Genomic DNA, 24,864 nt, shown 5'->3' with positions numbered 1-24,864 from the left:
CAACGGAGACATTTCAATGAACACCTCGAGCCACCCTCTCTTCACGCGCCGCCGCATCGGCGCGCTGGCCGCCGCCGCGCTGCTGGCCGGCACCGGCACCGCGCTCGCGCAGACCTATCCGTCGAAGCCCGTCACGCTCATGGTCCCCACTGCCGCCGGCGGCACGACCGACATCGCCGGACGCATGCTGGCCGACCCGCTGGGCAAGGCGCTGGGCCAGCCGGTGATCGTCGACAACCGCGGCGGCGCCAGCGGCGTGATCGCCGCGGTGGCCGTCAAGCGCGCCGAGGCCGACGGCCATACGCTGCTGATGCAGTACTCGGGCTACCACGTGATCTCGCCCCACGTCACGAAGCAGAAGCCGCAATGGGTGCCGGAAGACTTCCGCGCCGTGGCCAACGTGCTGAGCGCGCCGCAGGTGGTGGTGGTGCGCGAGGGCATCCCGGTGAAGAACATGGCCGAGCTGATCGCCTATGCCAAGGCCAACCCGGGCAAGCTCACCTATGCCTCGTCGGGCCCCGGCTCGCTGCAGCACGTGACCGGTGCCATGCTTGAGCAGCAGGCCGGCATCCAGCTCACGCACATCCCGTACAAGGGCACCGGCCCCGCGCTGCAGGACCTGCTGGGTGCGCAGGTCGACATGACCTTCGGCACGCCGCCGCCGTTCATGCAGTTCATCCAGTCGGGCAAGCTGCGCGCGGTGGCCGTGACCGGCAAGTCGCGCGTGGCCTCGCTGCCCAGTGTGCCGACCGCCACGGAGGTCGGCCTTCCGAACCTCGACGCGACCTCGTGGTTCGCCGTGTTCGCGCCTGCGAAGACGCCGCAGCCGGTGATCGAGAAGCTCAGCGCGGAGATCGCCAAGGTGGTGGCTACGCCGGCCTTCCAGCAGAAGGCCGCCGAGCTCGGCGCCACCGCCGACTACATGAGCCCGCAGAAGCTCGCCGACTACAGCAAGGCCGAGTACCTGCGCTGGGGCAAGGTGGTCGAGGCCGCGAAGATCGAGGGCGATTAACCCACCTGAGCGATGCGCATGGCGGGGCGGTGGTCACCCGCCGCCATGCGCTGCCGCCGCCGCTACTTGTAGAGCAGCTGCGGCAGCCACAGGCCGATCTGCGGCCACATGTAGAGCAGGAAGATCGCGAAGATCTGGATGCCCATGAAGGGCAGCATGCCGAGGAAGATCTGGTTCAGCGTGACATGCGGCGGGCTTACGCCCTTGAGGTAGAAGGCCGCCATGGCCACCGGCGGCGACAGGAAGGCGGTCTGCAGGTTCAGCGCCACCAGCAGGCCGAAGAACAGCGGATCGACGCCGAAGTTGTCGAGCAGCGGAATGAAGATCGGCATGAAGATCACGATGATCTCGGTCCACTCGAGCGGCCAGCCGAGCAGGAAGATGATCACCTGGCTCAGCAGCAGGAACTGCACCTTCGTGAGGTTCATGCCCAGCACCCATTCCTCGACCAGCGCCTGGCCGCCGAGCAGCGCGAAGGCGGCCGAGAAGATGGCCGAGCCCACGAACAGCCAGCACACCATCGCCGAGGTCTTGGCGGTGAGGAACACCGACTCCTTGAGCACCGAGAGGTTGAGTCGCCGGTAGGCCGCCGCCAGCAGCATGCCGCCGAGCGCGCCCATGGCCGCGGCCTCGGTGGGCGTGGCCAGGCCCAGCACGATCGAGCCCAGCACCGAGAGGATCAGCAGCACCAGCGGGAAGAAGGAGGCCAGCAGCATCTTGAAGATCTCGAGCCGCGCGAAGCTCAGGAACAGGTAGAACAGCGCCGTGAGCGCGCCCAGCACCGAGAAGGTCGCGACCCACCAGGTGGGCGGCGGCTTGGTGGTGGCGCCAGCCGGCGAGGTCTGCGCGGTCTCGGTGGCGGCGGGCGCGGGCGCGGGCGCTGCCGGCGGTGCTTCGGCGCCCGGCGGTTCGGCAACGGCGCCGGCCGCGGGCTCCTCGCCCGGCGGTTCCTGCAGCCCGCCTTCGCTCGGCGGCTCCTGCAGGCCGCCTTCGGCCGGCGGTTCCTGCAATCCACTCGAGCTGGCGCCGCTGCTGCTTCGGGAGGCACCGATCTCCTCGATGTCGTAGCGCGCCTCGGCCTCGACGGTGGTCACGGCCTGGTAGCTGCCCAGCGCCAGCAGCGCGTAGATGACGGCGGGCAGCGCCACGATGCCGAGCTGCCTGAGCACGTGCGAGAGCGGCACCTCGGCATTGCGCCGGCCCTTGAGCAGGCCCAGCAGCGCATGCGCCGACGGGCTGGCGGCGATCCGCTGCGTCAGCGGCGGCAGCGGCACCACGCGCTCGGCGGCCGACAGCGGCGGCGCCCACTGCGGCTTGAGCTTGGCGATCAGGATCACGTAGAGCACGTAGAGGCCGGCCAGCATCAGGCCCGGGAAGAAGGCGCCCGCGTAGAGCTGCACCACCGACACGCCGGCGGTGGCGCCGTAGACGATCAGCAGCACCGACGGCGGGATCAGGATGCCGAGGCAGCCGCCCGCCGTGATCGCGCCCGCGGCCAGCGGAACGCTGTAGCCACCGCGCAGCATCGCGGGCAGCGCCAAGAGGCCCATCAGCGTGACCACCGCGCCGACGATGCCGGTGGCGGTCGCGAAGATGGTGCAGGTCACGAGCGTGGCGACCGCGAGCGCGCCCGGCAGCCGCGCGAGCGCGAGGTGCAGGCTCCTGAACAGCGATTCGATCAGGTTGGCGCGCTCGACCAGGTAGCCCATGAAGACGAACAGCGGCACGGCGATCAGCACGTCGTTGGCCATGGTCTTGTAGGCCGACTGCACCATCAGGTCCAGCGTGCGGTGCCAGTCGCGCTCGTAGGCCAGGAAGGTGAAGAGCATGCCCATGCCCATCAGCGTGAAGGCGGTGGGAAAGCCCAGCATGATCGCCACCACCACCAGCGACAGCATCAGCAGGCCCAGGTGGCCGTTGGTAATGGTCTCGGCGCGCAGCAGCATGGTGGCGCCGGCGATCACGACCAGCGCCATGAAGGTGAGGCCGAACCAGAGTTCGCGGCGGATCTTCATCGCGCGCCCTCCCGTGCCTCGTTCGCGACCACCACGCGGTCGAGCGCGGCGATGTCGGCGTCCTTCACGTGCACCATCTCCTTGAGCTTCTCGACGTCGACCTCCTCGACGTCCTGCTCGCGCGAGGGCCAGGCGCCGTCGCGGATGCACTGCACGCAGCGGATGATCTCGACGAGGCCCTGCAGCAGCAGCGTGAAGCCCGCGAGCGGGATGATGAACTTGAACGGGTACAGCGGCAGCGGTTCGGCCGAGAAGGTCTGCTCGCGGATCGCGAGCGCCTCGCTCGCGTAGATCAAGCCGGCCCAGGTCAGCGCGACGATGCCCGGCAGGAAGAAGACGATGTACAGCACCAAGTCGACCAGCGCCTGCGTGCGCGGCTGGAAGAAGCCGTAGAGCACGTCGCCGCGCACGTGGCCGTTCTTCGAGAGCGTGTAGGCCCCGGCAGTCATGAACATGGCGCCGTACAGCATGATCTGCGCGTCGAGCACCCAGGCGTGCGGCTTGTTGAGCACATAGCGCGAGAACACTTCCCAGCTGATCAGCAGCGTGAGCAGCAGGGCGCACCAGGCGAAGGTCTTGCCGATCCATGTGGAGAACCGGTCGACCGCCAGGAGAAAGGATTGCATCGGAACGAACTCCTTGCCGCGAGCCTTGCGGGGCTGTCGCGGCTTGCGTGCAGGCAAGAAAAGAGGGCACCCGCCGGGGTGCCCTCGCGTCGAAGGTGGCGCGTCAGCTCTTCTTCGCCTGTCGTCCGAAGTAGTGGTTGTAGGCCATCTTGAAATCGACCGAGTAGTCGTTCTGCCACTGGCCCGCGCGTTCGGCGAAGGCGCGCTGCGAGTCGAGCACCTTCTTGAACATCGGGTTCTCGGCGGACTTCTTCGCGATGGTCTTGTCCCACGAGGCGAGCTGGGCGCGCAGCACCGCGTCGGGCGTCTTGTAGAACTTGATGCCGCCCTTCTTCAGCTCTTCGTAGTCCTTGGAGTTGCGGTCGATGGCCTTCCAGCTCATGTCGGCGCTGGCGGCCTGCGTGGCGTACTCGATGATCGACTTGAGCTCACCCGGCAGCGCGCGCAGCTTGGGGCCGTTCCACAGCACTTCGAACTGCTCGCCGCACTGGTGGAAGCTCTGCAGCATGCAGTTCTTGGCCACGTCGGGAAAGCCCAGCACGCGGTCGCTCGAGGCGTTGTTGAACTCGGCCGCGTCGATCAGCCCGCGGTCGAGCGCGGGCACGATCTCGCCGCCGGGCAACGGGTTCACGGCCGCACCCATGTCGGTGAACACGTCCACCGCCAGGCCCACGGTGCGGAACTTCAGGCCCTTCATGTCCTCGGCCTTGGCCACCGGCTTCTTGAACCAGCCCAGCGGCTGGGTGGGCATAGGGCCGTAGAGGTAGGAGGCCACGTCGAGGTTCAGGCTCTTGTAGATCTCGTCCATCAGCGCCTTGCCGCCGCCGTAGGTGTGCCAGGCCAGGATCATGTTGGCGTCCATGCCGTAGCCTGGGCCCGACCCCCACAGCGCGAGCGCGGAGTTCTTGCCGTACCAGTACGCGACCACGCCGTGGCCGCCGTCGAGCGTGCCCTTGGCCACCGCGTCGAGCAGCTGGAACGCCGGCACCACCGAGCCGGCCGGCAGCACCTCGATCTTCAGGCGGTTGCCCGCCATGTCGTTGACCTTCTTCGCGTAGTCCTGCGCGTACTCGTGAAAGATGTCCTTGGCGGGCCAGGTGCTCTGGAAGCGCAGGGAGGTGGTCTGGGCCATGCTGACCATCGGCACGGACATGGCGCCGGCAGCCACGGCGGCGCCCTTGAGCAGCCCGCGGCGGCGGGGCATCTTGCTGTCTGTCATGTGTCTCTCTCCAATTGGTACTGAGTTGGGAAAACCCAGGCCGCCGTCTTGGAGTTATGGTTTGACAGGCCGAGCCGCCATCTTTGGCGCGCAGGAACCCATGACAAACAGGGTTTTCACGAAGCGGTGAAAAATTCCGGTCATTGAAAACCCGCACTGCAAGGAAGCAATGAGATGACTGAACCCCAGGACAAGGGCTATGCCGGCGACGTGACGCCCGAGCAGGCCGCGCAATGGCTGGCCAGCGGCGAGGCCGTGATGGTCGACGTGCGCACCGACGCCGAGCGGGAGTGGGTCGGCTACGTGCCCGGTGCCGTGCCGCTGGCCTGGAAGCAATGGCCGGGCATGGCGTTGAACCCCGCGTTCGACGACGGCGTGCGCGCCGCGGCCGGCGGCAGGAAGGTCGTGCTGCTGTGCCGCAGCGGCGTGCGCTCGGTGGCTGCGGCGAAGCGCGCGACGGAGCTCGGCGTCGAGGCGTACAACATCCTCGAAGGCTTCGAGGGCAATCCGGACGAGAGCGGGCATCGCAACCAGACCGGCGGCTGGCGCAAGCGCGGATTGCCCTGGAAGCAGAACTGAAATGAAGAATCCCACCGTGAGGTGGGATCTTCCTGTTCCGGCAACCGCCGCGAACCGGCTTGGCCGTGCCGCAGGCGTGGACCCCTGCAAAGGGGCAGGCGTTGCGGCACGAAGTGCGCGAAGCCTGGGGGTGCCTAGATCGCCGGAATCCGCAGCTTCTGCCCCGGATAGATCTTGTCCGGATGGGTCAGCATCGGCTTGTTGGCCTCGAAGATCGTGTTGTACTTGTTCGCGTCGCCGTAGTACTTCTTCGAGATGGCGGAGAGCGTGTCGCCCTTCACCACGTCGTGGTACTGCGCGGGCGGCGCTGCCGGGGCGACGAGGTTGTTCTCGACGCTGGTCACGTTGGCCACGTTGCCGGCGGCCAGCGAGGCCTTCTCGCTGGCTTCCTGCGACGGCGCCTGGCCGGCGAGGGTGACGACGCCGGTGGCGGCGGCATAGGTCACGGCCAGTCGGGTGAGGCCCAGGTTCTGGGTCTCGATATAGGTCTTGATGGCGGCCGCGGCCTTCTCGTTGGCGCCGCTGTCGCCGTCGGTGGTGGCGGCGTGCGCCGACGATCCGCCGAACAGCTTCTCGCCCGCTTCCTTGATGAAACTCAGCAGACCCATGGCTCTCTCCTTGCGTTGGTGACGGTGAAGACGGTGATTGAGAAAAAAACGAGAGGCCATGGTGCGACGGAACACGGCACCCTTGCGTAGGCCCATGCCCCGTATGCGACGGCCACGCCAGCATGAATATTCACAAAGTCGCAATAATCGCGCGCATGTCATCCCCCTTCCTCGCCATCGACATCGGCAACACCCGCCTCAAGTGGGCGCTCTACGACTCGGCCGGCCCCGGCGCCGCGTTGCAGGCGCAGGGCGCCGAATTCCTCGACCACATCGAACGGCTGGCCGACGGCCCGTGGGCCGACCTGCCGGCACCTGCGTCCATGCTGGGCTGCGTGGTGGCCGGCGACGCCGTGCGGCGTCGCGCCGAAGAGCAGATCAACGAACGCTTCGACTGCACCCCGCGCTGGGTCATGCCGAGCGCGGGCGAGGCCGGCATCGTCAACGGCTACGACCATCCCACGCGCCTGGGCGCCGACCGCTTCGTGGCGATGATCGGCGCGCGCCACCGCATGCTGGCGGAGCAGGGCGGCAAGGGGCCGCTGCCGATGGTGGTGGTGCTGATCGGCACGGCCGTGACGGTCGAGGCCATCGACGCCGACGGCAAGTTCCTGGGCGGGCTGATCCTGCCGGGCCACGGCATCATGCTGCGCGCGCTGGAGTCGGGCACGGCCGGGCTGCACGTGCCCACCGGCGAGGTGCGCGAATTTCCGACCAACACCAGCGACGCGCTGACCAGCGGCGGCACGTATGCCATAGCCGGCGCGGTCGAGCGCATGGTGCAGCACGTGCGCTCGCACTGCGGGATGGAGCCGGCCTGCTACATGACGGGCGGTGCGGGCTGGAAGATGGCGCCCGTGATGAACGGGCACTTCGAACTGGTCGAGAGCCTGATCATGGACGGGCTGCTCGTCATCGCACGAGAAAGAGGCTGACCCCGAGGCTTCGCGCACTCGGTGTCGCAACGCCTGCCTCCTTGCGAGGGGCAACACCGGTGTCCTGGCGAGGCCGGTTAACCGGTGTCGGTGTTCCTGCAATGGGCCGTTCGCGGCCCGATGGCATCAGCGCATCAGCGCCTCGCCCAGTGCCTGAAACGCAGGCAGCGTGAGCGGGTCGTTGGCGCCGTTGGCGGCCACAGGGTGCGCCGCGTAGCGCACGATCACCATCTCGGCCTTCGGGTCGATGTAGATGCTCTGGCCGTGGATGCCGCGCGCCATGTAGGCGCCGTGCGGGTTGTGCGACACCCACCACATGTCGCGGTAGCTCCAGCCCTTGAGCAGCGGATAGCCGGCCTTCACGAATCTGGCCGGATCGCCGCCGCGCTGGATGTCCTCCACCACCGCCTTCGGAATCGCCTGCTGCCCGTTGGCGGAACGTCCGCCATTGCGCATCGTTTCGCCGAAGCGCGCCAGGTCGCGCAGCACCGTGTTCAGGCCGCCGCCACCCGACTCGGTGCCGATGCGGTCGACCATGAAGTACGCGTCCTGCTCGGCGCCGATGCGCCGCCAGATCTTCTCGCTCAGCAGATCGGCCAGCGACTGGTTGCTGGCGCGGCGAAGGATCCAGGCGAGCACCTCGGCGTTGACCGTCTTGTAGGCGAAGGCGTCGCCGTGCTCGCCTTCCTTCTTCAGCGTGACGAGGAACTCGTAGAACGACTTGGGCCCGGCGTAGTTCGGGCCCTGCGTGAGCATGCCGCCGGCGCGCGCGTAGTCCCAGATCTCCGCCTTCGGGTCGGCGTAGTTCTCGGAATAGTGCACGCCCACGGTCATGTCCATCACCTGGCGCACGGTGGCGTCGCCGTACGCCGTGTCCTTGAGTTCGGGGATGTACCTGACGACGGGCGCGGCCGGGTCGAGCTTGCCCTCGTCCGCGAGGATGGCCGCCAGCGTGCCCACGAAGGACTTGGTGACCGACATGGCGATGTGCGGGCGCTCGGGCGTGAGCGCGCCGAAGTACTTCTCGTAGACCACCTTGCCGCGGTGCATCACGAGGATGCCGTCGGTGTAGGTGCCCGAGATCATCTGGGCGAAGTTCAGCGTCTGCTCGCCGCCCAGGGGTTTGAAGGTGACCGCCTCGATGTCGTTGCGCGGCGCCGAAGGCAGCGGGCTGGCTGCGCCGCTGCCGCGCCACACGTTGGCCGTGGGCACGGTCTCGCGCACGTGCGAGAAGCTCCAGCGCGTGCGCGGAAACACGCCGCCCGCGGGGTTGTCGAAGGTGATGAGCTTGTCGGGCGGAGGCGGAAAGCCTTTCATCCAGCCCAGCGCGTCGACCGAGGTGGCGGCGGGGTCGGGCAGCGCGGCGGGCGCGGGTGTCTGGGCGGAGGTGGTGTTCACTGCAAGCAGGGTGAAGGCGGCGGCGAGCGCCGTGCGGATGAAGATCGGCATGGGGTTCGGGACGGGCAGGAGATCAACGGCCGCTGAAGCGCGCCGGGCGGCGTTCGACGAAGGAGCGCACGCCCTCGGCGGCGTCCTCGCTGTTGGACAGGCGCTTCTGCGTCTCGATGAATTCCGACACCGCGGCCAGCGGGCCGTGCTCGATGGCTTTCAGCACGTTGAGCCGCGTGGCCACCACCGCCAGTGGCGCCTGGGCCGCGATGCGCTGCGCAATGGCCAGTGCCGCGTCGAGCTCCTCGCCCGCCGGCACCACCTTCTGCACGAAGTTCAGGCGGTAGGCCTCGTCGCTGCCGAACTCGTCGGCCGTGAGCAGGTGCAGCATCGCGTTGCCCAGGCCCGCACGCTCGGCCATGCGCAGCGTAGCGCCGCCCGTGGCCATGATGCCGCGCTGCACTTCCATCTGCGAGAAGCGGCAGTTGTCGGCCGCCACCACGATGTCGGCGCCCAGCATCAGCTCGATGCCCACCGTGAAGCAGATGCCCTTCACGGCCACCACCATCGGCTTGGTGCGGCGGCGGTAGCCCTCGAGCCCGAAGTCGTGCGGCTCGACCAGGCCTTGCGGAATCGCCTTCTCGCCGCGCTTCATGTACTCGGCCACCGCCGGCAGGTCGAGGCCTGCCGTGAAATGGTCGCCGAAGGCATGCAGCACGCCCACGCGCAGTTCCGGATCGTCGTCCAGCCGGGTGTAGGCCTCGGCCAGCTGCTTGAACATCGGCGGCGTCCAGCCGTTGCGCTTGGCCGGCCGGTTGATGCCGATCAGCAGCACGTGGCCGAGCACCTGGGTGTCGATGCAGCCTTCGGCGGGCGGGGTGGTGGGGGTGGCGGTCATGGCGCTTGTCTCCTTGTTTTTTTAACGCCGGGTCAGTACGTATACACGCCGCGGCCGGTCTTGCGGCCTAGTTGGCCCGCGGCGACCATCTCCTTCAGCAGCGGGCAGGGGCGGTACTTGGAGTCGCCGAACTGCTCGAGGTAGACCTCCATCACCGCCAGGCACACGTCCAGGCCGATCATGTCGGCGAGCGCCAGCGGGCCGATGGGCTGGTTGCAGCCCAGCTTCATGCCGGCGTCGATGTCTTCCGCCGTGGCGATGCCTTCGGACAGCACGAAGAAGGCCTCGTTGATCATCGGCACCAGGATGCGGTTGACCACGAAGCCCGGTGCGTTCTTCACCGTGATCGGCGACTTGCCCAGGCGCTCGGCCAGTTCCTTCACCGTGTCGTGGGTGGCATCGCTCGTGAGGTAGCCGCGGATCATCTCCACCAGCGCCATCATCGGCACCGGGTTGAAGAAGTGCATGCCGATGAAGCGGTCGGGGCGCGAGGTGGCGGCGGCCAGCTGCGTGATGGAGATCGACGAAGTGTTCGAGGCGACGATCACTTCCGGCGCCAGCATCTCGTCGACCTGCTTGAGGATCTTGAGCTTGAGCGCGTGGTTCTCGGTGGCGGCCTCGATCACCAGTTGCGCGCTCTTCAGGTCTTCGTAGTTCGTCGAGCCCTGGATGAGCGCCAGCGCGGCGGTCTTCTGCTCGGCGGTGAGCTTCTCTTTCTTGATCAGGCGGTCGAGGCTGCCCGACACGGTGGCCAGGCCCTTGTCGACGGCGGCTTGCGCGATGTCGACCATCACCACCTTCACGCCGGCCACCGCGCAGGCCTGCGCGATGCCGTTGCCCATTGTTCCGGCGCCGATGATGCCGACAGTCTGGATAGCCATGAAAAACTCCTTGAGGAAAACAGAAAAGGGGGTCGCGCACGGCGGTCGCCGCGGCAAGCCGTCGATTGTGAATCAGCACCGCGGCGGCGCCGTTGCCGCGCGTGACACACCCGGCGCGCGGGTGGCTTACAGTGCTGCGGTTGCTTTTTTCCGTCCCCGTCTTTCTTTTCGATTCCAGACCATGACCACCCTCGGCACCCCCCTTTCCCCCTCCGCCACCCGCGTGATGCTGCTTGGCTCCGGTGAACTCGGCAAGGAGGTGCTGATCGCCCTGCAGCGCCTCGGCGTCGAGACCATCGCGGTCGACCGCTACGAGAATGCCCCCGGTCAGCAGGTGGCGCACCACGCGCGCACCATCACCATGAGCGACCCGGCGCAGCTCAAGGCGCTGATCGAGGCCGAGAAGCCCGCCCTGGTGGTGCCCGAGATCGAGGCCATCGCCACGCCGATGCTGCAGGAGCTCGAGGACGCCGGCGTGGTGCGCGTGATTCCCACGGCCCGCGCTGCCCGCCTCACGATGGACCGCGAAGGCATCCGCCGCCTGGCGGCCGAGACGCTGGGCGTGCCCACCAGCCCCTACAAGTTCTGCGACTCGCTGGCCGAGCTGCAGGCGGCCATCGACGGCGTGGACGGCAAAGGAATAGGCTACCCCTGCATCGTCAAGCCGGTGATGAGCAGCTCCGGCAAGGGCCAGAGCAAGATCGACGGCCCCGCCGACGTGCAGAAGGCCTGGGAATACGCCATGGCCGGCGGCCGTGTGAGTCATGGCCGTGTGATCGTCGAGGGCTTCATCGATTTCGATTACGAGATCACGCTGCTGACCGTGCGCGCCAAAGACGCAGCCGGTGCCGTGGAAACGAAGTTCTGCGACCCCATCGGCCATGTGCAGGTGAGCGGCGACTACGTCGAAAGCTGGCAGCCGCACCCCATGGCACCCGCCGCGCTGCAGAAGGCGCAGCAGATCGCGCAGGCCGTCACGGCCGACCTCGGCGGCCAGGGCCTGTTCGGCGTGGAGCTGTTCGTGAAGGGCGACGAGGTCTGGTTCAGCGAAGTCAGTCCGCGCCCGCACGACACCGGCATGGTCACCATGGCCACCCAGTGGCAGAACGAGTTCGAGCTGCATGCGCGCGCCATCCTCGGCCTGCCGGTCGATACGTCGCTCAAGAGCCCGGGCGCGAGCGCAGTGATCTATGGCGGCGTGGATGCCACCGGCATCGCCTTCGACGGCGTCGCCGAGGCCCTGCAGGTACCGGGCAGCGACATCCGCCTGTTCGGCAAGCCCGAGAGCTTCACCAAGCGCCGCATGGGCGTGGCGCTGGTGCACGCGGCCGACACCGACACCGCGCGCAAGCTGGCCAAGGAAGCCGCCTCGCGTGTGAAGCCACGTAAATAAAGGCTCGCCCCCAGGATTCGCGCACTTCGTGTCGCTACTCCTTCCCCCTACCGGGGGCAACACCAGAGGCCCGGCAAAGCCGGTTCCTCGGTGTTTCTGGACTCGCCCCCAGGATGCGCGCACTTCGTGTCGCTGCTCCTTCCCCCTACCGGGGGCAACACCGGAGGCCCGGCAAAGCCGGTTCCTCGGTGTTTCTGGACTCGCCCCCAGGATGCGCGCACTTCGTGTCGCTACGCCTTTCCCCTACCGGGGGCGACACCGACGGCCCGGCGAAGCCGGTTCCGTGGTGTCCATGGCTCGCCCCCGGGATTCGCGCACTTCGTGTCGCTACTCCCTCCCCCTGCCGGGGGCGACACCGACGGCCCGGCGAAGCCGGTTCCGTGGTGTCCCTGGCCTTGACCAGGCTGGCTTCGCGCATTGCGGGGACGTGTTCGCGGCGCACCGGCACACCGGCGTGCCACCGTCGGGGCCGCCATAGCCAGTTTCCGCAAGCCGCGCTTCCATGGCGCGGGCATGGTGCGGGAAGATCGAGCGACATTCGCTCGACCCCTCCCGGAGACTCCATGCTGCATCCCCAGGCGCGTGCCTTGCTCGACTTCATCGAGGCGCGCGGCATACCGCCGACCCATACCCTCTCGCCTGCGGACGCGCGCGCGTTCTATCGCGAGCGCCGTGCCACCACGCAACCGCTGCCCGCCGAAGTGGCGGAGGTGCGCGACCTGGCTGCCGAAGGCCCGCAGGGTCCTGTTCCGGTGCGGCTCTACCGGCCGCTGGGTTCGGGCGCCGGCCCGCTGCCGGTGCTGGTGTACTACCACGGCGGCGGCTGGGTCATCGGTGACCTCGACACGCACGACGTGCTGTGCCGTGAGCTGGCCAACGACGCCGGCTGCGCGGTGGTGGCGGTCGACTACCGCATGGGGCCGGAACACCGCTTCCCGGCCGCAGTGGACGACGTGCTCGCCGCCACGCGCTGGGTGCGCCGCGAATCCGCGGGGCTGGGGCTCGACGCGAGCCGCATGGCCGTGGGCGGCGACAGCGCCGGCGGCAATCTCGCGGCCGTGGTGGCGATCGCCGCGCGCGATGCGGGCAACCTGCCCCTCGTCTACCAGCTGCTGATCTACCCCGCCACCGACATGCGCCGCGGCCACCCGTCGCACCAGGCCAACGGGCAGGGCTACCTGCTGACGCGCGACACGATGGCCTACTTCCACGACCACTACATCACCGACGCTGCGCACGATCTCGACTGGCGCGCCTCGCCGCTGCTGCATACCGACCTGTCGAGGCTGCCGCCCGCACTGGTCGTCACCGCCGGCTACGACCCGCTGCGCGACGAAGGCGCGGCCTATGCCGAGGCGCTCACCACCGCCGGCAACAGGGCGGCGTACGTGTGCTTCGAGCGGCAGATCCATGGCTTCATCACCATGGGCAAGGTGCTCGACGAGGCCGGCACCGCGGTCGCGCTGTGCGCCAGTGAATTGCGCCGCGCGTTCGCGCAGGCCTAGGGAAAGTCCCCGCGCAAATCGATGTCGCGCGAGCGGCCCGCGCCGCTACGATCCAGCCAACAAAAAAACGCCACCGCAGAGTGGCGGTCCACCGATTGCAGGAGACAAGCACCATGCAGCGAACGAGGACGACGACGCCGCCCCCGGGTGGTGCCGCACGGCAGGGCGAACGGCTGATGTGGCTCACGCCGCACCGGGTGTTCTATGCCGGCCTGCTCGGCGCCGCGGCCGAGCGCACAATGGGTGGGCACGGCGTGTGCGTGTCGCCCGCCGGTGCGCCGCCCAACCGCATCCGCATCGGTGGCGGCGCGTGGCAGTCCGGCGAGCTCATCGTGGTGCCGCCGCACGTGCCGCACCAGGTGGAGAGCGAGCATCCGCTGATCTTCAGCCTGCTGATCGAGTCGGAGTCGGTCGACCCCGCGCGCATGCCGGCCTTCCTGCAGCACTGCGGCCCGGTGGAGGCGCCGGCGTTCGTGCAGCGCGTGCGCGATGCCCATGCGCGGCTGCTGGCCGCCTCTCAGCGCGGCACGGACTTCGATGGCTTCGACTTCGACAGGTTGTTCTTCGGCGAAGCGCTGGCGCCGCGCGTGCTCGATCCGCGCATCCGCAAGGTGGCCGAGGCCATCAACGCAGACCCCGCCGCGCCCACGTCGGCGGAAGACTGCGCGGCCTCGGTGCACCTGTCGTTCTCGCGCTTCCTGCATCTGTTCAAGCAGGAAACCGGCATGGCCTTTCGCGCATTCCGCGCCTGGAAGCGCGCGCGCAGCCTGCTGCGCTACGTGCGGCAGGCCTCCACGCTCACCGACATCGCGCTCGACACGGGTTACCCCGATTCGACGCACTTCAGCCATTCGATCCGCCAGGTCTACGGCCTCAAGCCCAGCGACATCCTGGCCGGCTCGCGCCGCCTCGCGCTGCACGACGCGGCAGGCGGCTTCCGGCACTGAGCACGAGGCGAAGGACCCATGCAGATCCTTCAACTCCTGCTGTCGGGCATCGCGCAAGGTTGCATCTACGGGCTGATCGCGCTGGGCTTCGTGCTCATCTACAAGGCCACCGAGACGGTGAGCTTCGCGCAGGGCGACCTGATGATGCTGGGCGCCTTCGGTGCTTTCGCGGGCATGTCGCTGTTCGGCATGCCGTTCTGGCTCGCCGCCATTCTTGCGGTGGTGGCCATGGCCGCCTTCGGCGTGCTGCTCGAGCTGGTGGTGATCCGGCCGATCCTGGGGCAGCCGCAGTTCTCGATCGTGATGCTGACCATCGGCATCGCCTACGTGGCGCGCGGGCTCGTCACCATGGTGCCGGGCATCGGCACCGAGACGCACACGCTGGCCGTGCCCTACAAGGACCAGATCTGGAAGCTCGGCGAGCTGGTGGTCAACCTGGAGCAACTGGCCATCATCATTGCCACGGCCATCCTGTGCGGCCTGCTGTTCGCGATGTTCCGCTACAGCAAGCTGGGCATCGCGATGCAGGCCTCGTCGCAGAACCAGCTCGCGGCCTATTACATGGGCATTCCGGTGAAGCGGCTCAACGGGCTGGTGTGGGGGCTGGCGGCAGCGGTGGCGGCCATCGCGGGCATGCTGCTGGCACCGATCACCTTCGTGCACGCGAACATGGGCTTCATCGGGCTGAAGGCGTTCCCGGCGGCGGTGGTGGGCGGCTTCGGCAGCCTGCCGGGCGCCATCGTCGGCGGGCTGGTGATCGGCATTGTCGAGTCGTTCGCGGGCTTCTACCTGCCCGACGGCTTCAAGGACACGGCGCCCTACATCGTGGTGCTGCTGATGCTCATGATCAAGCCGAACGGCCTGTTCGGCGAGAAGCTGCGCAAGAAGGTGTAAGTCTCATATGCGCTTCATCTTCAAGACAAGCTACGACCAGGACGTCCGCCTCGCCAAGCACGGAGGGCATGTGTTCTGCTACGGCCTGCTCGTGGCCTTCCTGCTGGCCGCGCCGTGGATCATCGATGAGTACTGGCTCGCTCAGCTGACCTTCGTGCTGATCTACGGCATCGTCGGTCTGGGGCTGATGCTGCTGGCCGGGTTCACCGGGCAGTTCTCCATCGGGCATGCGGCGTTCCTGGGAGCGGGTGCGTACACGCAGGGCGTGCTGACCAACCTGGGCGTGCCGTTCCCGCTCGCGCTCGTCGCTGCCGCCGCGCTGGCCGCGGCGGTGGGCGTGGTGGTCGCCTTGCCGGCGCTGCGCGTGAAGGGCATCTACCTGGGCATCGCGACGCTGTCGTTCGGCTTCATCGTCGAGGAGGTGTTCGCGCGCTGGGAGAGCGTGACGGGCGGCAACGCGGGGCTGCACGTGAAGTCGCCGCAGCTGTTCGGCTGGTCGCTGGGCTCGGGCGACGGCTTCTACTTCCTGTGCCTGGTGGTGGCGGTGCTCAGCACGCTGGGCATCCTGAATTTGCTGCGTTCGCCGACCGGGCGCGCCTTCGTGGCGATCCGCGACTCGGAGATCTCGGCGCAGAGCATGGGCATCCACCTGGCGCGCTACAAGACGATGTCGTTCGCGATCTCGGCCGCGCTCGCGGGGCTGGGCGGCGCGCTGTATGCGCACAAGCTGAGCTTCATCTCGCCGGACCAGTTCAGCATCCTGCAGTCGATCGATCTGCTGCTGATGGTGGTGATCGGCGGGCTCGGCTCGGTGCACGGCGCGTTCCTGGGCGCGATCTTTCTCATCGCGATGCCGCAACTGATCTCCATGGGCAAGGACTGGCTGCCTGCGGTCGTGGGTCAGGCGCCGGGGCTGCAGGGGCTCGTCTACGGGCTGGTGCTGATCGCGTTCGTGCTGTTCGAGCCGCTCGGGCTTTACGGCCGCTGGCTGAAGATCCGCACCTGGCTGCAGCTCTTTCCGTTCTACCGCAAGGGGCTGTTCAAGCGGCAGAAGTCGTTCACCAAGTCGGACCGGTTGAGATGACCCACCCCCGTTGCTCGCCCACTTCGTGTGGCCGCCTCCCCCCTCGAGGGGGCGCATCCGGCGGCCCGGCCAAGCCGGTTCCGCGGGCGCCTGCGAACAGGCAGCGCTGCGCGCGCCGCCGGGCATTCCCTCGCGCTCCGCGCCTGCGGCATGGAGTTGCCGAATGAGCCAGGACATCCTCCTGTCTGCGAGAGAGCTGAGCGTGCGCTTCGGCGGCGTGCTGGCGGTCAACAAAGTGAGCTTCGACGTGCGCCGCGGCGAGGTGTTCACGCTGATCGGCCCGAACGGCGCAGGCAAGACGACGGTGTTCAACCTGATCAGCCGCATCTACACGCCGACCACCGGCCAGATCACCTGGCATGGCGAGGCGGGCGGGCCGATCGCGCTGACGCAGCAGGCGCCGCACGCCATCGCTGCGCTGGGCATCGCGCGCACCTTCCAGAACATCGAGCTGTTCGAGCATGCGACGGTGCTGCACAACCTGCTGATCGGCCGCCACACGCACCGGCGCACGGGGTTCTGGAGCGAGGTGTTCTTCACGCCCGCCACGCGGCGCGCGGAGATCGCGGCACGCGAGAAGGCGGAGCAGGTGATCGAGCTGCTCGACCTGCAGCACCACCGCGATTCGATGGTGGCGGGCTTGCCCTACGGCGTTCGCAAGGTGGTCGAACTGGCGCGCGCGCTGTGCACCGAGCCGAAGCTGCTGCTGCTCGACGAGCCGTCTTCGGGTCTCAACGTCGAAGAGACGGCGGACATGGCGTTCTGGATCCAGGACATCCAGCACGAGCTGGGCGTGTCGGTGCTGATGGTGGAGCACGACATGTCGCTGGTGTCCAAGGTGTCGGACCGCGTGCTGGCGATGAACATGGGCGAGGTGCTGGCGACGGGATCGCCTCGCGAGGTACAGGCCGATCCGCGTGTGGTCGAGGCTTATCTCGGGACCGTTGACGACGTGAGCAGCTTGCGGAGGAGGGTGGCTGCATGAACGTTGCTCTCATGACCCTTTGGGAGACGCCCGGTGCGCGGCACGGTGCGGTCGCCCCCACCGTGCCGGCCGCTTCGCGGCTCCCCTGCGGTGCTCGCGTTTCGCGGGGTCTCGCAGAACTCGCTTCGCTCGGACAGCTGCGAGCCTTTGTCCGCGAAACGCTGCGCTCCTCGGCGGCACAGAGGGGGCGCCCACCCCGCACCGCACACCGGGCTTGGGGGTGGGGCGTTCGCCGTGTGCGTGTCCACGGCGTTGGGGCAACGGCATGAGCGACGCAGTGCTTCAGTTGCTGAACGTGGAAAGTGCCTACGGACCCATCAATGCGATCCGCGGGGTCAGCCTGAAGGTCAGGCAAGGCGAGATCGCGACCGTGCTCGGCTCCAACGGGGCCGGCAAGACCACCATCCTGAAGACCATTTCCGGGATCATCGATCCGCGGAAAGGCAGCATCGAATTCCAGGGCAAGGACATCACCGCGAAGGACCCGGCGTACATCGTGCAGCAAGGCCTTAGCCACGTGCCCGAAGGCCGCGAGGTGTTTCCGCTGCTGTCGGTGAAGGACAACCTGCTGATGGGCGCGTACACCCGCAAGGACCGCGACGGCGTGGCGCGCGACATGGAAACGGTCTATGCCTACTTTCCGATCCTTCGCGAGCGCGCCGCGCAGGACGCGGGGCTGCTGTCGGGCGGGCAGCAGCAGATGCTCGCCATCTCGCGCGCGATCATGGCCGCGCCGCACCTCATCCTGCTCGATGAACCGAGCCTGGGCCTGAGCCCGAAGCTCACCAAGGAGATCTTCGAGATCGTGGTGCGCATCAATCGCGAGCGCGGCACCACGATCCTGCTGGTGGAGCAGAACGCGAACATGGCGCTGAACGCGGCGGACCATGGCTACGTGCTGGAGAACGGCCGCATCGTGATGGAAGACACCTGCGAACGCCTGAGGGAAAAGGACGACATCAAGGAGTTCTACCTCGGCGTGAAGGACGACGGCGTGCGCGGCGAGCGGCGCTGGAAAAAGAAGAAGACCTGGAGGTAGCCACCATGCAAGGACTCTGGGACCTGAACACCTTCGCACCGCGCACCGACGTGGTCGTGCCGGGTGACACCGTGCCCGCGATGTTCTGGAACGCGGTGACGCAGCGCGGCGACGCCATCTGGATGCGGCAGAAGGAGCTCGGCATCTGGCGCAGCTGGAGCTGGAACCAGACCGCCGAGGCCGTGCGCGAGATCGCGGCAGGCCTGCAGGCCATCGGCTTCGCGCCGGGCGAGTGCGCGTCGATCCTGTCGAACACCGTCGTCGAATGGGTGCTGGCGGACCTGGCCGTGCTGAGCTGCGGCGGAGTGTCGAACGGCATCTACCCCACCGACGCTGCCTCGCAGGTGCACTACCTCTGCGAGGACTCGCGCACCACCGTGCTCTTCGTGGAGGACGACGAGCAGCTCGACAAGGCACTCGAAGTGCGCGACGGCCTGCCGGGCCTGCGCCGCATCGTGGTGTTCGACATGGAAGGCCTGCGCGACCTGGACGACGCGGCGGTGATGAGCCTCGACGCGTTGCGCGCTCTCGGGCGCGCTCACCTGGCCGCCGACCCGCAGGCCGTGGAGCGCAGCGTGGCGGCCTGCCGTCCCGGGGACCTCGCCATCCTGGTCTATACCTCGGGCACCACCGGCAAGCCCAAGGGCGCGATGCACAGCCATGCGGGGCTGGTGTACACCGCGCGCGGCTACAACTCGCTGATTGCGCAGGACGAGACCGACGAGCGCATGTGCTTCCTGCCGCTGTGCCACATTGCCGAGCGCATGGGGGGCGAATACTTCGCGATGTACACCGGCTCGATCCTGAACTTCGTGGAGAACCCCGAGACGGTGCCGGAGAACGTGCGCGAGATCGCGCCGACGGTGTTCACCGCGGTGCCGCGCGTGTGGGAGAAGTTCTATTCGGGCGTGATGATCGCGCTGAAGGAAGCGAGCCCGCTGCAGCAGGCGGCCTACAGGTGGAGCATCGGCGTGGGCGAGGACATCGCCACCCGCGTGCTGGCGGGCGAGCCGGTGGGCCCGTCGCTGAAGTTCAGGTTCAGGCTCGCGCGCCTGCTGGCGCTGGACAACGCGCGCAAGCTCATCGGCATCCACCGCGCACGCTTCCTGGTGACGGGTGCGGCGCCGATCTCGCCCGAGCTGGTGAAGTGGTACCTGGCACTGGGCGTGCCGATGCTCGAGGTGTGGGGCATGACCGAGTCGTGCGGCGCGTCGACCGCGGTGCCGGCCACGCGCATCAAGCCCGGCTCGATCGGTCCGGCCACCGGCTACAACGAGGTGCGCATCGACGACGCCACGGGCGAGATCCTGGTGCGCGGCCCCAATGTCTTCATGGGTTACCTCAACCTGCCCGAGAAGACCGCCGAGACCATCGACGCCGACGGCTGGCTGCACACGGGCGACGTCGGCGTGATGGACGAGGACGGGTATTTCCGCATCACCGACCGGATGAAAGACATCATCATCACGGCGGGGGGGAAGAACGTGACGCCCAGCGAGCTGGAGAACGAGCTCAAGTTCAGCCTCTACATCACCGATGCCGTGGTCATCGGCGACAAGCGGCCCTACCTGTCGGTGATCGTCATGATCGACCAGGAGAACGTCGAGAAGTTTGCGCAGGACAACGACGTGCCGTTCAGCAACTACGAGAGCCTGACGCGCACGCAGGAAGTGCAGGACCTGATCCAGGGCGAGATCGACCGCGTCAACGCCAGGTTCGCGCGCGTCGAGCAGATCAAGAAGTTCTTCCTGCTCGAGACGCAGCTGAGTGCCGAGGACGAGGAGCTCACGCCCACGATGAAGCTCAAGCGCAAGCTGGTCCAGACGAAATATGCCGAGCGCATCGACGCCATGTACAGATAGGGCTCGCCCCAGGGCTTCGCGCACTTGTGTCGCTGCGCCAGCCCCCGCCCGGAGGCAACGAACACCCGCAGCCCGGCAAGGCCGGCGCCGCGGTGTCTCCGGAAAGGGCCAGGCAGTGTGTTTTTTCAACAGGCAAGGAGACAACGCAATGACGAAGCTCAAGACACTGACGACCCTGGCCGTGCTGGGCCTGGTCGCCACGCTCGCATCCGCGCAGCAGCAGGGCGTGAGCAAGGACGAGATCCGCATCGGCACGATCCAGGACCTGTCGGGCCCGCTCGCGGGCTTCGGCAAGCAGGCGCGCAACGGCATGCAGCTGCGCGTGGACGAGCTCAACGAGCAGGGCAACGTCAACGGGCGCAAGCTCAAGCTGTTCGTCGAGGACTCCGGCTACGACCCGAAGAAGGCGGTGCTGGCCGCGCAGAAGCTGGTGAACCAGGAGAAGATCTTCATCATGGCCGGCCACATCGGCACGGCGCAGAACATGGCCGCGATGCCTGTGCAGTTCGACAAGAACGTCGTCAACTACATGCCGATCACCGCGGCGCGCGAGATGTACGAGCCGCTGAACCGACTGAAGTATTCGTTCGCCGCCACCTACTACGACCAGATCCGCCTGGCGCTGCCGAAGATGGTGAAGGACAAGAGTGCCAAGAAGGTCTGCACCATCTACCAGGACGACGAGTTCGGCCTCGAGGTGCAGCGCGGTGCCGAGGCGGGGCTGAAGGCAGTGAACATGGAGCTGGCCGAGAAGACCTCGTTCAAGCGCGGTGCCACCGACTTCAGCTCGCAGGTCGCGAAGATGAAGGCCGCCAACTGCGACCTGGTGGTGCTCGGCACGATCATCCGCGAGACCATCGGCACCGTGGGCGAGGCGCGCAAGACCGGCTTCAACCCGACCTTCCTGGGCTCGAGCGCGGCCTATACCGACCTGATCCACAAGCTCGGCGGCAAGGCGATGGACGGCGTGTACGCCACCATGACCGTGCAGAACCCCTACACCGACGAACAGTCGCAGCCGCTGCGCTTCTGGGCCAACAAGTACAAGACCAAGTTCAACGAGGACCCGACGGTGTTCTCGGTGTACGGCTACGTGATCATCGATTCGTTCATCAAGGCGGCGACCAAGGCCGGCCCGAACCTCACGACCGACAGCTTCATCAAGGCGATGGACAGCATGACCTTCGAGCCCGACATGTTCGGCAGCCCGAAGAGCAGCTACACCGCCACCAAGCGGCTGGGCAACGACCAGTCGCGCCTGTCGCAGATCAAGGACGGCAAGTGGGTGGTGGTGTCCGACTATGTGACACCGTGAGCCTGGCTCGCCCCCAGGCTTCGCGCACTTCGTGTCGCTACTCCTTCCCCCTACCGGGGGCGACACCTACGGCCCGGCTAAGCCGGTTCCGTGGTGTCCCTGGCTTGGCGCCGGGATGTGCGCACTTGTGTCGCTTCTCTTCCCCCCTCCTGGGGGCAACACCTGCGGCCCGGCGAAGCCGGGTCCGCGGTGTTCCACGATGAAGACGCGTGGGTCGGGGCGGGTTTATATTTGCGCCGAACTCTCGCGACGCGCCCGCCATGACTGACTACTGGTTGATGAAATCCGAGCCCGACGAGGTCTCGATCGACGACGCGCTCGCCGCGCCCGACGCCACGGTGGCGTGGACCGGCGTTCGCAACTACCAGGCGCGCAACTTCATGCGCGACGGCATGAAGGTCGGCGACGGGGTGCTGTTCTATCACTCGAGCTGCCCGGAGCCGGGCATCGCCGGCATCGCGCGCGTGGCCTCGGGCGTGAAGCCCGACCCGACGCAGTTCGACCCGAAGTCGCCCTACTACGACCCGAAGTCGAAGAAGGAAGACCCGCGCTGGCTGCTGGTGGACGTGAAGGCGCTGCGCAAGACGCGGCTGCTGGCGCTGCCGGAACTGCGAGACAGGCCGGAGCTCACCGAACTGGTGGTGCTGCGCAAGGGCAACAGGCTGTCGATCACGCCGGTGGAGCCGGCGCACTGGAAGATCATCGAGAAGATGCTGGCCTGAGCCTGCCGGCCCGGCGCGCTCAGCCGAGCCTGGACAGCACCGGGAACAGCTTGCCGAGCCCGTCGGCCATCACTTCGACCGCGAGCGCGGCCAGGATCAGGCCCATGAGCCGGGTCATGATGTTGATGCCGGTCTTGCCCAGCACCCGCGCGATGGGTTGCGCGAGCGAGAAGGCCACCGCGGTCGCCAGCGCCACCACCACGCCGTAGCCCACCAGCACCGCGAGTTCCCAGAGGTGCTGCGTCTTGTCGGCGTAGATCACCACGGTGGAGATGGTGGCCGGGCCGGTGAGCAGCGGGATGGTGAGCGGCACCACCGCGATGGACGCGCCCATCGAGGCCTTCACCTCGGTGGCGCGCAGCTCCTCGACGTTGGTCTTGCTCTCTGCCGGCTTGGCGTTGAGCATCGACAGCGAACTCATGAGCAGCAGCAGGCCGCCGCCGACCTGGAAGCTCGCGATGGAGATGCCGAAGAACGACAGCAGCTGCAGCCCGAGCAGCGCGCTGACCGCGATGACCACGAAGGCGCTGAAGGCCGACATGCGCACCGTGTGCCGGCGCTGCGCGTCGGTGTAGCCCTGCGTGTAGTGGATGAAGAAGGGCACGATGGCCAGCGGGTTGACGATGGCCACCAGCGTGACCAGCGGCTTGATGAGGTCCATCGAGGTGCTCATGGCTCAGCGCCCTCCGGCAATGTCGAGCAGGGCCATGGTGGTGTAGCTCGCCTCGGCCGAGAGCAGCCACACGATGGCGCCTGCGATTTCGTCGGCTGTGCCGGCGCGCTGCATCGGGATCTGCGGCCCGAGCGCCGCGACACGGTCCGGCAGGCCTCCCGAGGCGTGGATGTCGGTGTCGATCACACCGGGGCGCACCGCATTCACGCGGATGCCTTCGCCGGCCACTTCCTTGGCCAGCCCGAGCGTGAAGGTGTCGATGGCGCCCTTGCTGGCGGCGTAGTCGACGTACTGGCCCGGCGAGCCCAGCCGCGACGCGGCGCTGGAGACATTGACGATGGCGCCGCCCGCGCCGCCGTGCCTGGTGCTCATGCGCCGCACGGCCTCGCGCGCGCACACGATGCTGCCGATCACGTTGATGCGGAACATGCGCTCGAGCCGGGCCACGCTCATCTCGTCGACGCGTGCCGTCACGTCGACGACGCCGGCGTTGTTGACCAGCGCGGTCAGGCGGCCGAGCCTGGCGTCGACCTTCTCGAACATGGCGAGCACCTGCGCCTCGTCGCCGACGTCGGCCTGCACGGCCATCGCCGTGCCGCCGCCCGCGCGGATGGCGCGCACCACTTCGTCGGCCGCCAGCGAGTTGCTGGCGTAGTTGACTGCCACCGCCCAGCCGCGCTTCGCGGCGAGCAGGGCGGTGGCGGCGCCGATGCCGCGTCCGCCGCCCGTGATCAAGAGCACCTGGTCCAAAACCTACCTCCTGCAGAAAAGCTGCGTGTCAGTTAAAACCGTCGGTTCGATTACATCATCGGGGGCACGTGCAAGAGCGCAACGCCGGCGGCCCCGGACAAGCTCTCGCCGAAGTGCGGGGCATGGAGGTTATCCAATGAGCATCGGCAAGACGATCGACTACTACTTTGCGCCACAGAGCCCATGGACCTATCTGGGGCATTCCCGCTTTGCGGCGATTGCCGCGGCCGCCGGCGCCACGGTGCGCGTGCGGCCGATCGACCTGGGCAGCGTGTTCCCGGTGTCGGGCGGGCTGCCGCTGGGCAAGCGCGCCCCCCAGCGCCAGGCCTACCGGCTGGTCGACCTCGCGCGCTGCTCGCGCCACCTCGGCCTGCCGCTGAACGCCAAGCCGAAGTTCTTCCCGGTGGCCAGCGACGACGCGGCACGCATCATCATCGCGGTCGACCTGCACGACGGCACCGAGGCCGCGATGCGCATGTGCGCGGCGGTCTTCGCGGCGGTGTGGGCGCAGGAGCGGAACATCGGCGACCCGAACGTGCTCGAAGCGCTGGTCGTGGAAGCCGGCTTGCCGGCCAAGCGCTCGGAACAGTCGCAGAGCCAGGCGGTGCAGGAACGCTACGAGGCCTACACGCAGGAGGCCATCGACATCCAGGTGTTCGGCGCGCCGAGCTACGTGATCGACGGCGAGATCTTCTGGGGGCAGGACCGCCTCGATTTCGTCGAGCGCGCGCTGCACGCCTGACGCGGCTGTCATCCGGCGTTCACCGCACATTCATCCAATTCTCTATTTGCCATCAAGGAGCAAGACAACATGGGCCAATTCATCGATCTCAAGGCCAAGGATGGCTTCACGTTCCCCGCCTACGTGGCCGAGCCTGCCGGCAAGCCGCGCGGCGCGGTGGTCGTGGTGCAGGAAATCTTCGGCGTGAACTCGCACATCCGCTCGGTGGCCGACGGCTATGCGGCCGAGGGCTATCTGGCCGTGGCGCCGTCGACCTTCCAGCGCGTCCAGCCGGGCGTGGAGCTGGGCTACTCCGACGACGACATGAAGACCGGCTTCGGCCTGAAGACGGCGGTCGAGGCGCTTCCCTCGCCCGGCGTGCTGCAGGACATCGAGGCTGCCATTGCCTATGCCTCGAAGGCGGGCAAGGTCGGCATCGTGGGCTACTGCTGGGGCGGCCTGCTGACCTGGCGTGCCGCGGCATTGCTGCCGGGCCTGGCCGCCGCGGCGCCTTACTACGGCGGCGGCATGACCTCGCCGGAGGAAGCCGCGCGCCAGCCGAAGGTGCCGGTGCTCGCGCATTTCGGCGACCGGGACCACTGGATTCCGCTGGACACGGTGGAAGCCTTCAAGAAGGCGCACCCCGAGGTCGAGGTGCAGGTCTACAACGCCAACCACGGCTTCAACTGCGACCAGCGCGGCTCCTACGATGCCGCCGCGGCCAAGCTGGCACGCGAGCGCACGCTGGCGTTCTTCGCGAAGCACGTCGGCTGAGCCTCTCGCCGTCCTCATGAAAAAACCCGGCGCTGCCG

24 protein-coding genes are annotated in these 24,864 nt (G+C 67.8%); 15 read left to right on the top strand and 9 right to left on the bottom strand.

Features of this window, described 5'->3' with window-relative positions:
• Positions 1–16 precede the first annotated feature (16 nt).
• Positions 17–1,012, top strand: coding sequence for a Bug family tripartite tricarboxylate transporter substrate binding protein (locus AACL56_RS00275; protein ID WP_339087847.1), 996 nt, complete (start codon positions 17–19; stop codon positions 1,010–1,012).
• A gap of 62 nt (positions 1,013–1,074) precedes the next feature.
• On the opposite strand, the gene AACL56_RS00270 is transcribed toward AACL56_RS00275, so the two are convergent.
• The 3 genes from AACL56_RS00270 to AACL56_RS00260 all read right to left on the bottom strand — a co-directional run bounded on the left by AACL56_RS00270 (position 1,075) and on the right by AACL56_RS00260 (position 4,872).
• Positions 1,075–3,027, bottom strand: a complete 1,953-nt coding sequence (locus AACL56_RS00270) for a TRAP transporter large permease (RefSeq protein WP_339087846.1) — start codon at positions 3,025–3,027, stop codon at positions 1,075–1,077.
• Entirely contained in the window at positions 3,024–3,653 is a 630-nt protein-coding gene (locus AACL56_RS00265; protein WP_339087845.1) for a TRAP transporter small permease subunit, read from the bottom strand. The genes AACL56_RS00270 and AACL56_RS00265 overlap by 4 nt, the downstream gene beginning before the upstream one ends.
• 103 nt (positions 3,654–3,756) lie before the next feature.
• On the bottom strand, positions 3,757–4,872 hold the full coding sequence (locus AACL56_RS00260; protein WP_339087844.1) for a TRAP transporter substrate-binding protein: 1,116 nt from the start codon (positions 4,870–4,872) through the stop codon (positions 3,757–3,759).
• A gap of 174 nt (positions 4,873–5,046) precedes the next feature.
• On the opposite strand from AACL56_RS00260, the gene AACL56_RS00255 reads away from it, so the two are divergent.
• Entirely contained in the window at positions 5,047–5,451 is a 405-nt protein-coding gene (locus AACL56_RS00255) for a rhodanese-like domain-containing protein (RefSeq protein WP_339087843.1), read from the top strand.
• A gap of 134 nt (positions 5,452–5,585) precedes the next feature.
• Here AACL56_RS00255 and lysM read toward each other — a convergent pair whose 3' ends face one another.
• Positions 5,586–6,059 (bottom strand): peptidoglycan-binding protein LysM, encoded by a 474-nt coding sequence (lysM, locus tag AACL56_RS00250; RefSeq protein ID WP_339087842.1) that lies wholly within the window; start codon positions 6,057–6,059, stop codon positions 5,586–5,588.
• 155 nt (positions 6,060–6,214) lie between these two features.
• Between lysM and AACL56_RS00245 the strand changes: the two genes are divergently transcribed.
• Positions 6,215–6,994, top strand: coding sequence for a type III pantothenate kinase (locus AACL56_RS00245; RefSeq protein ID WP_339087841.1), 780 nt, complete (start codon positions 6,215–6,217; stop codon positions 6,992–6,994).
• 126 nt (positions 6,995–7,120) lie between these two features.
• Here the strand turns inward: AACL56_RS00245 and AACL56_RS00240 are convergent, their stop codons facing one another.
• Genes AACL56_RS00240 through AACL56_RS00230 form a run of 3 tightly spaced genes read right to left on the bottom strand, consistent with a single transcriptional unit; the run spans position 7,121 to position 10,162 of the window.
• The gene (locus AACL56_RS00240) at positions 7,121–8,443 is read right to left on the bottom strand and encodes a serine hydrolase domain-containing protein (RefSeq protein ID WP_339087840.1); all 1,323 of its coding nucleotides are present in this window, start codon (positions 8,441–8,443) and stop codon (positions 7,121–7,123) included.
• Between the two features lie 22 nt (positions 8,444–8,465).
• On the bottom strand, positions 8,466–9,281 hold the full coding sequence (locus tag AACL56_RS00235; protein ID WP_339087839.1) for a crotonase/enoyl-CoA hydratase family protein: 816 nt from the start codon (positions 9,279–9,281) through the stop codon (positions 8,466–8,468).
• A 32-nt stretch (positions 9,282–9,313) separates the two neighbouring features.
• On the bottom strand, positions 9,314–10,162 hold the full coding sequence (locus AACL56_RS00230; RefSeq protein ID WP_339087838.1) for a 3-hydroxybutyryl-CoA dehydrogenase: 849 nt from the start codon (positions 10,160–10,162) through the stop codon (positions 9,314–9,316).
• A 181-nt stretch (positions 10,163–10,343) separates the two neighbouring features.
• Between AACL56_RS00230 and purT the strand changes: the two genes are divergently transcribed.
• The 10 genes from purT to AACL56_RS00180 all read left to right on the top strand — a co-directional run bounded on the left by purT (position 10,344) and on the right by AACL56_RS00180 (position 21,908).
• Complete coding sequence (purT, locus tag AACL56_RS00225) at positions 10,344–11,555, top strand: formate-dependent phosphoribosylglycinamide formyltransferase (RefSeq protein ID WP_339087837.1); 1,212 nt, start codon at positions 10,344–10,346, stop codon at positions 11,553–11,555.
• A 563-nt stretch (positions 11,556–12,118) separates the two neighbouring features.
• Complete coding sequence (locus AACL56_RS00220) at positions 12,119–13,060, top strand: alpha/beta hydrolase (RefSeq protein WP_339087836.1); 942 nt, start codon at positions 12,119–12,121, stop codon at positions 13,058–13,060.
• 113 nt (positions 13,061–13,173) lie between these two features.
• On the top strand, positions 13,174–14,007 hold the full coding sequence (locus tag AACL56_RS00215) for a helix-turn-helix domain-containing protein (RefSeq protein ID WP_339087835.1): 834 nt from the start codon (positions 13,174–13,176) through the stop codon (positions 14,005–14,007).
• 18 nt (positions 14,008–14,025) lie between these two features.
• Positions 14,026–14,901: a branched-chain amino acid ABC transporter permease gene (locus AACL56_RS00210; RefSeq protein ID WP_339087834.1), complete on the top strand. Its 876-nt coding sequence runs from the start codon at positions 14,026–14,028 to the stop codon at positions 14,899–14,901.
• 7 nt (positions 14,902–14,908) lie between these two features.
• Complete coding sequence (locus AACL56_RS00205) at positions 14,909–15,985, top strand: branched-chain amino acid ABC transporter permease (RefSeq protein ID WP_339087833.1); 1,077 nt, start codon at positions 14,909–14,911, stop codon at positions 15,983–15,985.
• 163 nt (positions 15,986–16,148) lie between these two features.
• Positions 16,149–16,970 (top strand): ABC transporter ATP-binding protein, encoded by an 822-nt coding sequence (locus AACL56_RS00200; protein ID WP_339087832.1) that lies wholly within the window; start codon positions 16,149–16,151, stop codon positions 16,968–16,970.
• Positions 16,971–17,235: 265 nt separating this feature from the next.
• Positions 17,236–18,009 (top strand): ABC transporter ATP-binding protein, encoded by a 774-nt coding sequence (locus AACL56_RS00195; RefSeq protein WP_339087831.1) that lies wholly within the window; start codon positions 17,236–17,238, stop codon positions 18,007–18,009.
• A 5-nt stretch (positions 18,010–18,014) separates the two neighbouring features.
• The gene (locus AACL56_RS00190; protein ID WP_339087830.1) at positions 18,015–19,871 is read left to right on the top strand and encodes an AMP-dependent synthetase/ligase; all 1,857 of its coding nucleotides are present in this window, start codon (positions 18,015–18,017) and stop codon (positions 19,869–19,871) included.
• A 148-nt stretch (positions 19,872–20,019) separates the two neighbouring features.
• Positions 20,020–21,186, top strand: coding sequence for an ABC transporter substrate-binding protein (locus AACL56_RS00185; RefSeq protein ID WP_339087829.1), 1,167 nt, complete (start codon positions 20,020–20,022; stop codon positions 21,184–21,186).
• Between the two features lie 260 nt (positions 21,187–21,446).
• A complete protein-coding gene (locus AACL56_RS00180) occupies positions 21,447–21,908 on the top strand; it encodes an EVE domain-containing protein (RefSeq protein WP_339087828.1) in 462 nt (153 codons plus the stop codon).
• A 19-nt stretch (positions 21,909–21,927) separates the two neighbouring features.
• Here the strand turns inward: AACL56_RS00180 and AACL56_RS00175 are convergent, their stop codons facing one another.
• A complete protein-coding gene (locus tag AACL56_RS00175; RefSeq protein WP_339087827.1) occupies positions 21,928–22,581 on the bottom strand; it encodes a MarC family protein in 654 nt (217 codons plus the stop codon).
• A gap of 3 nt (positions 22,582–22,584) precedes the next feature.
• On the bottom strand, positions 22,585–23,331 hold the full coding sequence (locus AACL56_RS00170; RefSeq protein WP_339087826.1) for an SDR family oxidoreductase: 747 nt from the start codon (positions 23,329–23,331) through the stop codon (positions 22,585–22,587).
• A 136-nt stretch (positions 23,332–23,467) separates the two neighbouring features.
• Here AACL56_RS00170 and AACL56_RS00165 point away from each other — a divergent pair, with 136 nt between their 5' ends.
• Positions 23,468–24,073: a 2-hydroxychromene-2-carboxylate isomerase gene (locus AACL56_RS00165; RefSeq protein ID WP_339087825.1), complete on the top strand. Its 606-nt coding sequence runs from the start codon at positions 23,468–23,470 to the stop codon at positions 24,071–24,073.
• Positions 24,074–24,142: 69 nt separating this feature from the next.
• On the top strand, positions 24,143–24,826 hold the full coding sequence (locus AACL56_RS00160; RefSeq protein WP_339087824.1) for a dienelactone hydrolase family protein: 684 nt from the start codon (positions 24,143–24,145) through the stop codon (positions 24,824–24,826).
• Positions 24,827–24,864: the final 38 nt, after the last annotated feature.

Source organism: Variovorax paradoxus (assembly GCF_902712855.1).
Taxonomy (GTDB): domain Bacteria; phylum Pseudomonadota; class Gammaproteobacteria; order Burkholderiales; family Burkholderiaceae_C; genus Variovorax; species Variovorax paradoxus_Q.
The sequence above is the reverse complement of the archived record's forward strand: the minus strand, read 5'-3'. Positions and strand labels throughout refer to the sequence as shown.

Coding starts and splice junctions, on each gene's coding strand:
- AACL56_RS00275 (WP_339087847.1), top strand. CDS start 17: ATGAACACCTCGAGCCACCCTCTCTTCACGCGCCGCCGCATCGGCGCG.
- AACL56_RS00270 (WP_339087846.1), bottom strand. CDS start 3,027: ATGAAGATCCGCCGCGAACTCTGGTTCGGCCTCACCTTCATGGCGCTG.
- AACL56_RS00265 (WP_339087845.1), bottom strand. CDS start 3,653: ATGCAATCCTTTCTCCTGGCGGTCGACCGGTTCTCCACATGGATCGGC.
- AACL56_RS00260 (WP_339087844.1), bottom strand. CDS start 4,872: ATGACAGACAGCAAGATGCCCCGCCGCCGCGGGCTGCTCAAGGGCGCC.
- AACL56_RS00255 (WP_339087843.1), top strand. CDS start 5,047: ATGACTGAACCCCAGGACAAGGGCTATGCCGGCGACGTGACGCCCGAG.
- lysM (WP_339087842.1), bottom strand. CDS start 6,059: ATGGGTCTGCTGAGTTTCATCAAGGAAGCGGGCGAGAAGCTGTTCGGC.
- AACL56_RS00245 (WP_339087841.1), top strand. CDS start 6,215: ATGTCATCCCCCTTCCTCGCCATCGACATCGGCAACACCCGCCTCAAG.
- AACL56_RS00240 (WP_339087840.1), bottom strand. CDS start 8,443: ATGCCGATCTTCATCCGCACGGCGCTCGCCGCCGCCTTCACCCTGCTT.
- AACL56_RS00235 (WP_339087839.1), bottom strand. CDS start 9,281: ATGACCGCCACCCCCACCACCCCGCCCGCCGAAGGCTGCATCGACACC.
- AACL56_RS00230 (WP_339087838.1), bottom strand. CDS start 10,162: ATGGCTATCCAGACTGTCGGCATCATCGGCGCCGGAACAATGGGCAAC.
- purT (WP_339087837.1), top strand. CDS start 10,344: ATGACCACCCTCGGCACCCCCCTTTCCCCCTCCGCCACCCGCGTGATG.
- AACL56_RS00220 (WP_339087836.1), top strand. CDS start 12,119: ATGCTGCATCCCCAGGCGCGTGCCTTGCTCGACTTCATCGAGGCGCGC.
- AACL56_RS00215 (WP_339087835.1), top strand. CDS start 13,174: ATGCAGCGAACGAGGACGACGACGCCGCCCCCGGGTGGTGCCGCACGG.
- AACL56_RS00210 (WP_339087834.1), top strand. CDS start 14,026: ATGCAGATCCTTCAACTCCTGCTGTCGGGCATCGCGCAAGGTTGCATC.
- AACL56_RS00205 (WP_339087833.1), top strand. CDS start 14,909: ATGCGCTTCATCTTCAAGACAAGCTACGACCAGGACGTCCGCCTCGCC.
- AACL56_RS00200 (WP_339087832.1), top strand. CDS start 16,149: ATGAGCCAGGACATCCTCCTGTCTGCGAGAGAGCTGAGCGTGCGCTTC.
- AACL56_RS00195 (WP_339087831.1), top strand. CDS start 17,236: ATGAGCGACGCAGTGCTTCAGTTGCTGAACGTGGAAAGTGCCTACGGA.
- AACL56_RS00190 (WP_339087830.1), top strand. CDS start 18,015: ATGCAAGGACTCTGGGACCTGAACACCTTCGCACCGCGCACCGACGTG.
- AACL56_RS00185 (WP_339087829.1), top strand. CDS start 20,020: ATGACGAAGCTCAAGACACTGACGACCCTGGCCGTGCTGGGCCTGGTC.
- AACL56_RS00180 (WP_339087828.1), top strand. CDS start 21,447: ATGACTGACTACTGGTTGATGAAATCCGAGCCCGACGAGGTCTCGATC.
- AACL56_RS00175 (WP_339087827.1), bottom strand. CDS start 22,581: ATGAGCACCTCGATGGACCTCATCAAGCCGCTGGTCACGCTGGTGGCC.
- AACL56_RS00165 (WP_339087825.1), top strand. CDS start 23,468: ATGAGCATCGGCAAGACGATCGACTACTACTTTGCGCCACAGAGCCCA.
- AACL56_RS00160 (WP_339087824.1), top strand. CDS start 24,143: ATGGGCCAATTCATCGATCTCAAGGCCAAGGATGGCTTCACGTTCCCC.